The sequence below is a fragment of the Corynebacterium sp. c25Ua_89 genome, from assembly GCF_047459735.1.
Classification (GTDB): domain Bacteria; phylum Actinomycetota; class Actinomycetes; order Mycobacteriales; family Mycobacteriaceae; genus Corynebacterium; species Corynebacterium simulans.
Genome location: NZ_JASBOD010000008.1, coordinates 60,287 through 73,282, shown reverse-complemented (window position 1 = coordinate 73,282; position 12,996 = coordinate 60,287). Strand labels below are relative to the sequence as shown.

Below are 12,996 nucleotides of genomic sequence, written 5' to 3'. Positions count from 1 at the left end.
CACACCGCAGAAATTACGCAACATAGTCGTTGTGTAATAGGCCTGCCTAAGTTAGAACAGGATTACCCTAGCCAGTAATCACTGCTGATCCACCAAACAAGGAGATCTCCCCCCCTCGTGCGTGTACAAAGCATCATCGCCTCCGTCGCAGCGGCAGCCACGCTATTCAGCGTCACCGCCTGCTCGACCGAAGAATCGACCAGCAACGAGTCTGTCTCCTCTGCAGACAACGCGAACTCGGCCGCTTTCCCCGTCACCATCGAGCACGCTTACGGTGAGACCACTATCGAGAAGGCGCCTGAGCGCGTAGCCACCGTTGGCTGGGCCAACCACGAGGTCCCCCTTGCCCTTGGCCTTGTACCAGTGGGCATGTCCAAGTCCACCTGGGGCGATGACAACGGCAACGGCATCATGCCGTGGACCGAAGAAAAGCTAAAGGAGCTCGGCGCTGAAACCCCGACGCTTTTCGATGAAACCGACGGCATCCCCTTCGAGCAGGTCGCCGATACCCAGCCGGACGTCATCCTGGCCTCCTACTCTGGCTTGACGCAGGAAGACTACAACACGCTGTCCAAGATCGCTCCCGTCGTGGCCTACCCCGATGTTCCATGGACTACGTCCATGGAAGAGATGGTGGAGATGAACGCTGAGGCCATCGGCAAGGAAGACGAAGGCGAAAAGCTTGTCGACGACCTCGACAAGCAAACCGAAAAGGCCCTGAGCAAATATCCAGACTTAAAGGACAAGAAGGTCCTGTTCACCGCATTCGGCGGCACCACTGACGCCTCCAAGATTGGTTTCTTTTACCACTGAGGATCCGCGCATGGGCTTCCTGGCTGAACACGGTCTCGGAACCCCGGACATCGTAGAGAAGAACTCCAAGGGCGCGAAGCAGTTCTGGGTTGAGGTCTCGGCCGAAAAGCCGGAAGAATTCAACGACGTCGATCTCGTCGTGGCCTATTCCTCCGGCAACGCGGCAGATGACAAGAAGGCTTTGGAGGAAATGCAAAAGGATCCGCTAAAGGGCAAGATTCCGGCCGTCAAGGCTGGCCACGTTGTCTTCCTCGAAAACGGTCCGCTTGGTGCTTCTGCTAACCAATCTCCGCTTTCTATTCCATGGGGTATCGAAAAATACTTCGAGCGCTTGAACTCCGGGTTGCAGGGCTAATTCCATGACGGCTAAAAAGACCGCCGTCATCATCGGACTATTGGCCGCCACTGTTGCCGCAGTGGTGGCTTCGGTCATGTTTGGCGTGCGCACGATTTCCCTATCCGACGCCCTCTCAGCGCTTAGCGGTTCCACCGCCACCGCCAGTGAGGCCGCCGCCTACTTGCGCGTGCCCCGCACCGTGTTGGCACTATTCGTCGGAGCTGCACTCGCCATGTCGGGCACCACGTTGCAAGCCATGACCCGCAATCCCCTCGCCGACCCCGGCATCTTCGGCATCCTGTCTGGTGCTTCCCTCGCTGTGGTCGTGGGTATCGCGTTCTTCGGACTCTCGCGCCCTGTTCCGACGATGATTGTGTCCATCATCGGTTCTTTCACGGCCGCGGCGTTTGTTTATTTCGTCGGTTCCCTAGGCCGCGGAGGCGCTACTCTCCTAAAGCTCGCGCTGTCCGGCGCCGCTACAGCCGCGGCCTGCTCGAGCTTGGTCAGCGCCGTGCTTTTGCCCCGCACCGATGTCATAGACCAGTTCCGTTTCTGGCAAATTGGCTCCGTTGGCGGCGCCCAGTGGCCACATATCGCTATGGCTCTGCCTTTCCTAGTGCTGGGTCTTGTCATCGTGTTGGCCTGTTCGACAGCGCTCAACGCACTTGCGCTTGGCGACGACGTCGCCACCGGCCTCGGCATCAACGTCCTGCGTGCGCGCCTAATCTCCGTTGTCGGGGCAGTCATCTTGTGCGGCACGGCCACGGCGCTCGCCGGCCCCATCGCTTTTGTGGGACTTATCGTCCCGCACGTGATGCGCTTGGCCCTAGGAACCGACCATCGACTTCTCCTGCCGATGACCGGCCTCGCCGGCGCCTTCCTGCTCGTCGCAGCCGATACTTTGGGCCGCATCGTCGCACGCCCCAGCGAGATTGCCGTTGGTATCCTCACCCCGCTTATCGGAGCGCCATTGTTTATTTGGATCGTCCGTCGCACAAAGGTGCGTGATCTCTAATGCAAACGCTCCAGCAGCAGCGCCGTGCCCGCACTCGTTCTTTTGCCTGGCGCCTTAGCGCGCTCATCGCTCTCATCGTAGTGTTGTGGGCCGCCAGCCTCATGTTTGGCGAGACCTTCTACGGCCCACAGAAAATCCTCCAGGTCTTAATCGGTGAGACCGTTCCCGGCACCTCATTTACCGTCGGCGAACTACGCCTGCCGCGGGCCACCGTGGCCGTGGCTGCGGGAATCGCTTTCGGCATCGCCGGTGTGACCTTCCAAACCATGCTGCGCAACCAGCTAGCCTCGCCGGATATCATCGGCATCTCCTCCGGCGCCTCAGCCGCAGGCATTACGGCAATCGTCTTTTTCAATGCTTCCCAAACCACAGTCTCGATGTGGTCGCTGCTGTGTTCCCTCGCTGTTGCCGGAGCCATCTATTTGTTGTCGCTCAAGTCAGGTTTCACCGGCACCCGCCTGATTCTCATCGGCATCGGTATGGCCGCAATCTTGCAGGCCTGGACGAACTTCGTGCTTTCGAAAGCACCGTCCTATGACCTGCCCACGGCCACACGGTGGATTACGGGCTCACTCAACACCATGTCTTGGCAGCGTGGCCTCCCCCTCCTCGTGGCGGTGGTAGTCATCGCGCCGGTCATGGTTATGCTCGGCCACAAACTCAACGTGCTACGGCTTGGCGACGACCTCGCCGTCGGACTCGGCCTCCGCCTTAACGCTGTACGCGTTACGGCAATTGTCGGTGCGGTCATCCTCATCGCAGTGGCCACCGCTTCGACAGGCCCTATTGCTTTCGTGGCATTTATGGCAGGGCCGATCGCCACCCGGCTTTTCCGTCAGGGACCTTCGATGATCGCTCCCGCTGGCGCCATCGGCGCCATCCTGGTTCTTGCTGCGGACATGGCCGGACAATACTTCTTCGGCACCCGCTATCCGGTCGGAGTCGTCACCGGTGCGCTCGGTGCGCCCTTCCTTATCTATTTGCTTACCCGTACCAACCGTTAGGACACCGTCGCCACAATGAAACAATCAGCCCAACTTTCCGCGCAGGAAATCACCCTAAGCTACGGCGAGCACGACATCTTAAGCGATCTATCCCTCTCGCTCGCCCCTGAAAAGATAACCTCCATCGTCGGCCCAAACGGCTGCGGTAAGTCGACCCTCCTACGTTCGCTCTCCCGCCTGCTAAAGCCAACACACGGCGACATTTTCCTAGACGGTAAGGAGATTGCCGACATCCCGACCAAACAGCTCGCCACGTCGCTGGGCCTGCTACCGCAGTCACCAATCGCGCCGGACGGAATCGTGGTCGCAGACCTCATCGGCCGCGGACGTACTCCGCACCAGGGGCTGCTTGGCCGCTGGAGCCAGGACGACTACGCGATTGTGGAAGAATCGATGGAGCTGACGGGCGTCGCCAGCCTGGCACAGCGCTCCATCGATGAGCTCTCAGGCGGCCAACGCCAACGCGTGTGGATCGCCATGGCACTAGCCCAGCGCACCGACATCTTGCTCTTGGATGAGCCCACCACCTATCTCGATATCAAGCATCAGCTCGAAGTCCTCGACCTGCTGGTGGACTTGAACGAAAAACATGGCACCACCATCGCGATGGTCATCCATGACCTCAACTTGGCCGCCCGGTACTCCGATGAGCTCATCGCTGTTAAAGATGGCACAGTCTACGCTCAAGGCACCCCGCAGGAAGTTTTGACGCACCAGACCGTGCACGACGTGTTCGGTGTTGACTCGGTCATCGTTGATGATCCAGTCTCGGGGCTGCCGGCCGTCATGCCGATTGGAAAAAGGAGGGTGAAATAAGTGGCCTATCAACCATTTCGCGCGACCGTCGTCGACTCCACGCGGATTTCGCCGAGCTTTCAACGCGTACGCCTGTCTGGATTGGAAGAAATGGGCCCTGCAGGTGCGATCCACGATCTGCGTATCAAGCTGATCATCCCCGGCCCTGCCGGCCTGCCTGAACTGCCTGCCGCAGAAGATTGGTTCAGTTCCTGGCAAAAGCTCGACCCGGCTACCCGCGGAGCGCTGCGCACATATTCCGTACGTGATTTAGACCGAGACAACGGTATCCTTACCGTCGACTTCGTCCTGCATACTGCCCCTGGGCAAACCGGGCCAGCATCTTCTTGGGCACACGCGGCCAAACCCGGCGATAGCATTTACGTGATTGCTCCCCACGCCACCGACGCCCCAGGCCCTGGCATCGAATTCCAGCCCGGCGAGTCCCGCGAAATCCACATTCTGGGCGATGAAACCGCACTGCCTGCAATCGCCCGCATCCTCGACGAATGGCCCGCAGGGCTGACCGGCACTGTGCACATTGCGGTGCCCTACTTCCAGGATGCCCAAGCACTTGCTGCTCCAGCCGGTGTCAAGGTGGAATTTCTCCCGCACGACGAAGCCTCACTTATCGGCGCCCTCGCCCACCTCACAGGTCTTCCCTCTCCCGCCCCTGCCGATAAAGACTTACAACCGAGCTCCTTAAGCGGCGTCGTGGAGCGCGAAATCCTCTGGGAAACCCCCGCCTATTCCGCTTCCGGTGAAGAACTAGGCGAGCGCGCTGCAAGCGATGCGTATTGGTGGATTGCGGGAGAAAGCGGCGTCGTCAAGCGTATGCGTCGATTGCTGGTTAAAGAGGCCGACGTGCCCCGTTCGGCTGTATCTTTCATGGGATATTGGAAGCGTGGGGTCTCTGAGGGGTAGTCGTCAACGCTGCGAATACTAAGTAGGTATTCTGGTAGGTCGAAACATTTTCACGTTTTAATTAGGAGAATCATGGCAAAGATCATCTGGACCCGCACGGACGAAGCTCCGCTGCTTGCAACCTACTCTTTCAAGCCGGTTGTTGAGGCCTTCGCCTCCACCGCAAACATCGAGGTAGAAACCCGCGATATCTCCCTGGCCGGCCGCATCCTGGCGCAGTTCCCAGAGCGCCTCGGCGACAAAAAGGTCGAAGACGCCCTCGCTGAGTTGGGCAAGCTGGCTAAGACTCCGGAAGCTAACATCATCAAGCTGCCGAACATCTCCGCTTCCCTCGTCCAGCTAAAAAAGGCAATCGCTGAGCTGCAGGCTGCAGGCTACGACGTCCCGGATTACGAGGACGCGCAGGAGGCCTACGCTGTGGTTACCGGTTCCGCTGTGAACCCGGTACTGCGTGAGGGCAACTCTGACCGCCGCGCTCCCATCGCAGTGAAGAACTTCGCGAAGAAGTACCCACACAAGATGGGCGCTTGGTCTGCTGATTCCAAGACCAACGTGGCCACCATGTCTGATAACGACTTCCGCCACAATGAGAAGTCCGTCATCTTGGAGCAGGATGACACCCTTACCATCAAGCTGGTTGCTGGGGACGGCGCTGAGACCGTCCTGTTGGAGAAGCTGCCGGTTCTAAAGGGCGAGGTTGTTGACGGCACCTTCATTTCCGCAAAGGCTCTGGATGAGTTCCTGAAGGCTCAGGTTGCACGCGCTAAGGAAGAGGGCGTTCTCTTCTCTGCTCACTTGAAGGCCACCATGATGAAGGTCTCTGACCCAATCATCTTCGGCCACGTTGTGCGCGCTTACTTCGCTGATGTCTTTGCACAATACGGCGAGCAGCTTGAGGCCGCTGGTCTCAATGGCGAGAACGGCCTTGGCGCTATCTACGACGGCCTGCAGTCCCTCGAGAATGGCGAAGAGATCAAGGCCGCATTCGACGCTGCTCTCGAAAACGGTCCGGACCTGGCTATGGTCAACTCCGCTAAGGGCATCAGCAACCTGCACGTCCCGTCTGACGTCATCATCGACGCTTCCATGCCGGCCATGATCCGCACCTCCGGCCACATGTGGAACAAGAATGATGAAGAGCAGGACACCCTGGCTGTCATCCCTGATTCTTCTTACGCTGGCGTCTACCAGGCAGTTATCGATGATTGCAAGGCGAATGGCGCTTTCGATCCTTCCACCATGGGTACCGTTCCGAACGTCGGCTTGATGGCTCAGAAGGCTGAGGAGTACGGCTCCCACAACAAGACCTTCAAGGTGCCGGAGAACGGCACCGTGCAGGTGACTAACTCCGCTGGCGACGTCCTCATCGAGCACGACGTCGAGGCAGGCGACATCTGGCGCGCTTGCCAGACCAAGGATGCTCCGATCCAGGATTGGGTCAAGCTGGCTGTTAACCGCGCTCGCCTTTCCGGCATGAAGACCATCTTCTGGCTGGACCCGGAGCGCGCACACGACCGCAACATCACCTCCTTGGTTGAGAAGTACCTCCAAGACCACGACACCGAGGGCTTGGATATTTCCATCGCCTCCCCGGTCGAGGCAACCAAGACCTCCATCGAGCGCATCCGTAAGGGCGAAGACACCATCTCCGTCACCGGCAACGTGCTGCGTGACTACAACACCGACCTGTTCCCAATTCTCGAGCTCGGCACCTCCGCAAAGATGCTGTCTGTGGTTCCGCTGATGGCTGGCGGCGGCCTCTTCGAGACCGGTGCAGGCGGATCTGCACCGAAGCACGTTCAGCAGGTTGAGGAAGAAAACCACCTGCGCTGGGATTCCCTGGGCGAGTTCCTTGCTCTGGCTGAGTCCTTCCGCCACGAGCTCAATGCGCACGGAAACACTAAGGCAGGCGTACTTGCCGACGCCCTCGACAAGGCCACCGAGACCCTCCTCGACGAGGGCAACTCCCCGTCCCGTAAGGTCGGCGAGAACGACAACCGTGGCTCTCACTTCCACTTGACCCTCAACTGGGCGAAGGAGCTGGCTGCTCAGGCCGAAGACGCTGGGCTGGCTGAGACCTTCAAGCCGGTTGCTGAGGCACTCGAGGCTAAGAAGGACGAGATCCAGCAGGGTCTGCTCGATGTTCAGGGCTCCCCAGCTGATCTGGGCGGCTACTACGCACCGGACGAGGAAAAGATTTCCTCCGTCATGCGCCCGGTCGCTGCCTTCAACGAGATCATTGACGGTCTGAAGAAGTAAACCGTAACAATTCGGCTCCCCTCTCTTTCGGAGGGGAGCCTTTTTGTTGCTCGAGTACAGCACTGAGTTGAGCTCAGCGCTTAGGCTTGTTTGGTCGAGCTCAGCGCTTAGGCTTGCTTGGTGCGTTTGAGCATCACTAACACCATTGCGCGGTGTCTGGGTCGATTCCCGCGGCGTGTGCGGCGGCGTTAATCGCGTCTTGGAGCCACTGCGCAAGACCTGGCGCCTGGGAATCGTAGTGAGCGCGGAAACGCTCGTCAGCGGTGTAGCCGCGCGCGATAAGCACATGTTTGGACTTCGATACCGGAAAGTGCTCACCTAACAATTCGCGGTGTCGCTCTACCAGCTGCAAAGCTTCCGGCGCTGCGGGGTCCATGCCGGCCGTACAAGCAGCGGCTAACTCACGCTCGATTGTTTCATGGCGTTGCTTAAGCTCTTCCCAGTCTGCCACGTTGCGGCGGGCTGCATTGCGCTGGGAGATAGCCCAGTCTTCCGTATCGCCATAGGTTTCTTCAGCTTCGGCGTGGTGATCGGCGAAACTATCGCCAAGCACTGCCGCAATCTGCGAAACCGAGAGATTGTTGTTATTCATGGTTTCCTCCAAAAGGGTATCGAGTGCGCGCACTTGTTCATCAAGGCGGCGTTGTCTTTCCATGAGCATCGCCCGCTGGCGGCGTAGGTGTTCCACTGGACTATCTCCCGCTTCCAGGACCGCAGCTATATCTTTAAGCGGCATCCCCGTTGCGCGGTAGACCACAACTCTTTGCGCCCGTGCGATGTCTTGCTCCGAATAAAGCCGGTAGTTAGACCACGTACGAGCGTTCGGTATAACAAGTCCGCGTTCTTCCCAGTAGTGCAGAGTACGTACGCTGACTCCCAGAAATTCTGCGGCTTCGCCTACTTCCATGTGTGTGCTCATACCAAAATTTCACTCCCTTACGTCGCGTGAGAGTCAACTCACTCCGCTTCAGCCCCTTATTGGGTACATTGTTCGCTTATGACTAATCCACTACTTTCTCCGTCTACTCTGCCCTACCAATTGCCACCTTTTGCCGAGATTAAAGAAGAACACTTCCTCCCGGCATTTCACGAGGCTCTTCAGCTCCACGATGCCGAAATCGCCGCCATCGTAGATAATCCCGCCGACCCGACGTGGGAAAACACCGTCGAGGCACTAGAGAGCTCCGGACAAGACCTAGAACGCGTCATTGCTGTCTTTGCGAATCTCTCCGGAACCGATATCACCGACGGTATGGAGGCCATCGGTTCGCAGCTGTGGCCAGAGCTTTCCGCCCATCAAGATGCGATCTATCAAAATGCGGTTCTCTACGCCCGTTTAAAGGAAGTGGGCGTAGACGCGCCCAAGGACGAGGAATCCCAGCGTCTATATGCTCATTTGCTGCGTACGTTTGCTCGCAAAGGCGCGGACTTAGATTCCGCAAGCAAGGCCCGGCTTTCGGAAATCAATCAGCGTCTTTCGACTCTGTCTGAGGAATTCGGCCGCACGCTGATGGAATCAACCCGAAAACTCGCGGTGGAGCTCACGGAACAGGAGTTGGAAGGCCTACCGGAGGAGCGGAAGGCCTCTGCGAGCGCGGATGCAAAAGCTCTGGGTCGTGAAGGCTTCGTGATTCCTCTAGAGCTGCCAACTGTGCAATCGGAGCAGGCCCGTCTCGTACAGCCGGAGGCTCGTGCGAAGCTTTATGAGGCGTCTGCTCGCCGCGGCGAAGGAAACGCAGAAGGTCTCATCGAGGCGGTGCAGCTGCGTGCCGAACGCGCAGAACTTTTGGGTTTTTCCTCGCATGCGGACTACGTCATCTCTGAGGAAACTGCCGGAAGCGCCCAGGCAGCTCGCGATATGCTCTTCCAACTAGCACCTGCGGCTGAGGCTAACGCAGAAGGTGAACAGAAGTTGCTCGCAGAGGCAGCGAGCCTGCGCGATGAGGACTTTGGCGCAGCGGATTGGCCGTATTGGGAGTCGCAGGTGCGTGCTCGCGATTTTTCGCTGGACGAGGAAGAACTACGCAATTACTTCCCACTCGAACAGGTCTTGGAGGAAGGCGTATTCGCTGCTGCAAATCGTCTTTACGGCATCGTGGTTGTCCCGCGTGATGACTTGGAGGGATATGCTGAGGGCGTGCGCGTGTGGGAGGTCTTCGACGAGGGCCAGGATCCCGCAGCGGACAAGGACAATGGCATCGGCCTGTTTGTCACTGATTACTTCGGCCGCCCCACCAAACGCGGCGGGGCATGGATGAGCGAGTTTGTGGGTCAGGCAGGTCTGCTGGAGCGCAAACCGGTGATCGTGAACGTCATGGGAATTACCAAGCCGGCCGATGGTTCACAGCCGCTGCTGAGCTTGGACGAGCTGCGCACCGTCTTCCACGAGTTTGGCCATGCGCTGCATGGTTTACTCTCGGATGTCCGATACCCCACTTTCGCAGGTACAAACGTCCCCCGCGACTGGGTCGAGTTTCCCTCGCAGATTAATGAGAACTGGGCATTGGAGCCGGCACTGGTGAAGCGTTACGCCCGCCACGTGGATACCGGCGAGGTCATCCCCGATGCACTCTTGCAGGCAGTTTCGGAAGCCAGCGAGTTTGGCCAGGGCTTTGCCACGGTGGAATACTTAGCGGCCTCGATTGTGGACTTGGCGTGGCACTCGCTTTCATTCGACGAAACCGCAGACCTCAAGGCGGCGGAGATTGCGCAGTTCGAGAAGCAAGCCCTAGCCATGGCCGGGCTGAACAACCCGCTTATCGCGCCGCGCTACCGTTCTCAGTACTTCAACCACATCTTCGCTGGCGGATACTCTGCAGGCTATTACTCCTACCTCTGGGCCGAGGTCCTCGACGCCGATGGATTTTCTTGGTTCAAGGAAGAAGGCGCCGGTGACTCGGACGAGCAAGCTCGTGCAGCTGGCGAGAAGTTCCGGAAGCTCATCTTGTCCAAGGGCGCATCGCGCGATTTCACCGAAACCTACCGCGAACTGCGTGGCCGAGACAAGGACGTCGAGCCGCTGCTCAAGCGCCGCGGCCTCGCTGGTGCTTAAGGCATGCGTGTAGGCGCAATCGCCTATGCGATTGCGCTAGTTCTGGCAACTACAGCTGGGTTGCTGCTAGGTAACGAAGGTAGGCGGAGCTTCGTACGGTGGCTGCCATGCCACCCGCCCACCGATGCGGAGCATGCGCCCGCGTTCGGGAGGCGCATTCGGGTCATCACCGTTTACACCGTTGTGATAGGAACACAGCGGAACCATATTTGAAACGTTGGTTTCGCCACCGTGTACCCAAGGCTCGATGTGGTGTATCTGGCAACGCTCAGCCGGAACTTTGCAATCCGGCCAGGCGCAGGTGGGGTTTTCTGCCGACAGCAACTTTCGCTGCTTCGGCGAGGCAAAGCGCGACATGCGGTATAGATCCACCGGCCCTTCCTCGCGGCTAATCAGGGTAACGAATCCCTCGCCGGAAAAGGTACGCTCAAGATACTCCGCACCAGTCATTGTGGCACCGGAGGTAGTGCGCAAAATAACATCGCCATCACCGCGACCATTACCGCGCTGCAGCTCGCAATAATCCTCGAGGTGGACTACCACCATCGTGGTAGCCTGCGTGCGCACTCCGCCCTCGGACTGCGACTCCAAGAAGCTCGCGCCAGGGCGAGACTGGTCGATGCCTTTGAATACATCCGTAATTCCCATGGAAGAACCAGTGACGGTCAGCGTGGCCAGACCGTTGGGGTGCTGGCGCAAAGTGGCACGTTCAGATGCCACCCGCGGCGGCTGCATCTCCTTGAGGCGTTTGCGCGCGAGCCTTTCTACCTCTGGCGACGCCGCCGCGCAGAGTTCGACGCGCAAATTCCACGCCGCGACTTTCTTCTTAACTCGCGAAACAAAATGTTCGATGCGCCGCAGGGTGCTCAGGCTATGCTGCTGGTTTCGCGCGTGTGCAACGGCGGTGCGTTGCTTCTTGCTAAACGACGTCGGCCCAAAATAGGTGCTGTGGAGCGCCAGAAGCTCGGCGGCATCAGCAGACGTGGCACCTAAAGAAATCAGCTGTGCGGCAGACATGCCTTCGCACTCAGCGACGAGGTCAACGCCTCGGCTGAGTGCTGCAAGGTATGTCTTAAGGCTCATAGCCATCAAGCTACCCAGGCCTTCTACCAGCCACAACGCCTTGGCACCCAGGATGGTCAAATTCGCAGCTATCTGGCGGTTTAAAGCTACACGCTTAAGCTTGCCAACCACCGCGCGTGGATGCGGTCATCGCCATTTTCTTCTGGATGGAAGCTCAAAGCGATGACGTTGTCTTCCCGTACTCCCACGACAACTGGAGCTCCGTCCCTCTCAGGAACGGTGGCAATTACTTCCACCCCTGCGCCATGCGAGGTAACAATAGGCGCGCGGATGAAAGACGCCTCCACAGCCAGCTCTTCCTCATCCAAGCGCACGGGCACAGTGCGCTCTTCAGAGAAGCGCTGGTTACCGAATCCATTGCGGCGCACGACGACGTCAAGCACACCGAGGCTCTGTTGCCCAGGCGCCGGATTCTCCAGTTCACGGGCAGAGTAAATCAGTCCGGCGCAGGTGGCCAGGACGGGCAGGCCGGCACGGATGGCGTCGCGAAGCGGCTGCGCGAGCTCGAAGGCGCGAGCAAGGCGGTCGATGGTAGAAGACTCGCCACCTGGAAACACGATGCCATCAAGGCCATCCAAATCCCGGGGCAAGCGCACGCGGGTTACGTGCGCGCCGAGAGATTCCAAAATCGCAACGTGCTCCTCGACGCCGCCTTGCAAGGCCAGCACACCAACCGTCAGCGCTTTGCCAGGCTTCGCCGCTTTATCTGCCTTTTCCGCCGTATCTGTCTTACCAGCCACGTTCAGCCAAACGGTGCGGAGCCGGAACGTCAGCTACGTTGATGCCTACCATCGCCTCGCCGAGACCGCGGGAAATCTTCGCCAGCTCAGCCGGCTGGTCATACAGCGTGGCCGCCTTAACGATAGCCTCCGCGCGAGCAGCCGGATTGCCGGACTTGAAGATACCGGAGCCGACGAAGACGCCCTCGGCGCCCATCTGGCGGACGAGTGCGGCGTCGGCAGGCGTTGCGACACCACCGGCAACGAAGAGCACGACCGGCAGCTTGCCTGTCTCTGCCACCTCTGCGACAAGGTCGTACGGAGCCTGCAACTCCTTGGCTGCGACATACAGCTCATCGCGATCCAGGTGCTGCAGGCGGGCAATCTCGCCACGAATGGTACGCAGGTGCTTTACTGCCTCGGAGACGTCGCCGGTACCGGCTTCGCCTTTGGAACGAATCATGGCAGCACCCTCAGTGATACGGCGCAGCGCTTCGCCCAGGTTGGTAGCACCGCAGACGAAAGGCACATCGAAGTCCCACTTGTTGATGTGGTTGACGTAATCGGCGGGAGATAGAACCTCGGACTCGTCAATAAAGTCCACACCGAGCTCAGCCAGGATCTGAGCTTCAACGAAGTGGCCAATACGAGACTTTGCCATCACCGGGATGGAAACCGCATCGACGATTCCCTCAATAAGATCCGGATCTGACATACGAGCGACGCCGCCCTGCGCGCGGATATCCGCTGGCACACGCTCCAAGGCCATGACGGCGGCAGCACCGGCATCTTCGGCGATCTTTGCCTGTTCCGGGGTAACGACGTCCATGATGACGCCGCCCTTGAGCATATCCGCGAGACCGCGCTTGACGCGGGTGGTTGCAATCTTGGAAGAATTTTCTGTCTTATTTTCAGTCTTGTTCTCAGTCTTGTTTTCAGCCATGCGAATCATCGAACCGCATAAAGTGGTCCACAACAAGGTCCAATCTAGGCCA

The 12,996-nt window shown here is 59.0% G+C and carries 10 protein-coding genes and 1 pseudogene; 7 read left to right on the top strand and 4 right to left on the bottom strand.

Features of this window, described 5'->3' with window-relative positions; genetic code table 11:
* Window positions 1-117: 117 nt before the first annotated feature.
* The 6 genes and pseudogenes from QKB66_RS11470 to QKB66_RS11445 all read left to right on the top strand — a co-directional run bounded on the left by QKB66_RS11470 (window position 118) and on the right by QKB66_RS11445 (window position 7,147).
* Window positions 118-1,168 (top strand): annotated as a pseudogene (locus QKB66_RS11470) (iron-siderophore ABC transporter substrate-binding protein).
* Between the two features lie 4 nt (window positions 1,169-1,172).
* Entirely contained in the window at window positions 1,173-2,165 is a 993-nt protein-coding gene (locus QKB66_RS11465; RefSeq protein ID WP_414253338.1) for a FecCD family ABC transporter permease, read from the top strand.
* On the top strand, window positions 2,165-3,169 hold the full coding sequence (locus tag QKB66_RS11460; RefSeq protein ID WP_414253337.1) for a FecCD family ABC transporter permease: 1,005 nt from the start codon (window positions 2,165-2,167) through the stop codon (window positions 3,167-3,169). The genes QKB66_RS11465 and QKB66_RS11460 overlap by 1 nt, the downstream gene beginning before the upstream one ends.
* 15 nt (window positions 3,170-3,184) lie before the next feature.
* Complete coding sequence (locus tag QKB66_RS11455) at window positions 3,185-3,985, top strand: ABC transporter ATP-binding protein (RefSeq protein WP_414253336.1); 801 nt, start codon at window positions 3,185-3,187, stop codon at window positions 3,983-3,985.
* Window positions 3,986-4,888 (top strand): siderophore-interacting protein, encoded by a 903-nt coding sequence (locus QKB66_RS11450; protein WP_414253335.1) that lies wholly within the window; start codon window positions 3,986-3,988, stop codon window positions 4,886-4,888.
* Between the two features lie 72 nt (window positions 4,889-4,960).
* Window positions 4,961-7,147: an NADP-dependent isocitrate dehydrogenase gene (locus QKB66_RS11445; RefSeq protein ID WP_248092534.1), complete on the top strand. Its 2,187-nt coding sequence runs from the start codon at window positions 4,961-4,963 to the stop codon at window positions 7,145-7,147.
* Window positions 7,148-7,283: 136 nt separating this feature from the next.
* Here QKB66_RS11445 and QKB66_RS11440 read toward each other — a convergent pair whose 3' ends face one another.
* The gene (locus QKB66_RS11440; protein WP_414253334.1) at window positions 7,284-8,066 is read right to left on the bottom strand and encodes a MerR family transcriptional regulator; all 783 of its coding nucleotides are present in this window, start codon (window positions 8,064-8,066) and stop codon (window positions 7,284-7,286) included.
* Window positions 8,067-8,144: 78 nt separating this feature from the next.
* Between QKB66_RS11440 and QKB66_RS11435 the strand changes: the two genes are divergently transcribed.
* On the top strand, window positions 8,145-10,199 hold the full coding sequence (locus QKB66_RS11435; protein ID WP_414253333.1) for a M3 family metallopeptidase: 2,055 nt from the start codon (window positions 8,145-8,147) through the stop codon (window positions 10,197-10,199).
* A gap of 66 nt (window positions 10,200-10,265) precedes the next feature.
* Here the strand turns inward: QKB66_RS11435 and QKB66_RS11430 are convergent, their stop codons facing one another.
* The 3 genes from QKB66_RS11430 to pdxS form a co-directional block, all read right to left on the bottom strand.
* The gene (locus tag QKB66_RS11430; RefSeq protein WP_414253332.1) at window positions 10,266-11,282 is read right to left on the bottom strand and encodes an HNH endonuclease signature motif containing protein; all 1,017 of its coding nucleotides are present in this window, start codon (window positions 11,280-11,282) and stop codon (window positions 10,266-10,268) included.
* A gap of 86 nt (window positions 11,283-11,368) precedes the next feature.
* Entirely contained in the window at window positions 11,369-11,962 is a 594-nt protein-coding gene (pdxT, locus tag QKB66_RS11425; RefSeq protein WP_311517823.1) for a pyridoxal 5'-phosphate synthase glutaminase subunit PdxT, read from the bottom strand.
* Window positions 11,963-12,011: 49 nt separating this feature from the next.
* Entirely contained in the window at window positions 12,012-12,944 is a 933-nt protein-coding gene (pdxS, locus tag QKB66_RS11420; RefSeq protein ID WP_414253331.1) for a pyridoxal 5'-phosphate synthase lyase subunit PdxS, read from the bottom strand.
* Between the last annotated feature and the right edge of the window lie 52 nt (window positions 12,945-12,996).

Excerpts from the sequence above, each read along its gene's own strand:
- QKB66_RS11465 (WP_414253338.1), top strand. The coding sequence starts at position 1,173 with ATGACGGCTAAAAAGACCGCCGTCATCATCGGACTATTGGCCGCCACT.
- QKB66_RS11460 (WP_414253337.1), top strand. The coding sequence starts at position 2,165 with ATGCAAACGCTCCAGCAGCAGCGCCGTGCCCGCACTCGTTCTTTTGCC.
- QKB66_RS11455 (WP_414253336.1), top strand. The coding sequence starts at position 3,185 with ATGAAACAATCAGCCCAACTTTCCGCGCAGGAAATCACCCTAAGCTAC.
- QKB66_RS11445 (WP_248092534.1), top strand. The coding sequence starts at position 4,961 with ATGGCAAAGATCATCTGGACCCGCACGGACGAAGCTCCGCTGCTTGCA.
- QKB66_RS11440 (WP_414253334.1), bottom strand. The coding sequence starts at position 8,066 with ATGAGCACACACATGGAAGTAGGCGAAGCCGCAGAATTTCTGGGAGTC.
- QKB66_RS11435 (WP_414253333.1), top strand. The coding sequence starts at position 8,145 with ATGACTAATCCACTACTTTCTCCGTCTACTCTGCCCTACCAATTGCCA.
- QKB66_RS11430 (WP_414253332.1), bottom strand. The coding sequence starts at position 11,282 with ATGAGCCTTAAGACATACCTTGCAGCACTCAGCCGAGGCGTTGACCTC.
- pdxS (WP_414253331.1), bottom strand. The coding sequence starts at position 12,944 with ATGGCTGAAAACAAGACTGAGAACAAGACTGAAAATAAGACAGAAAAT.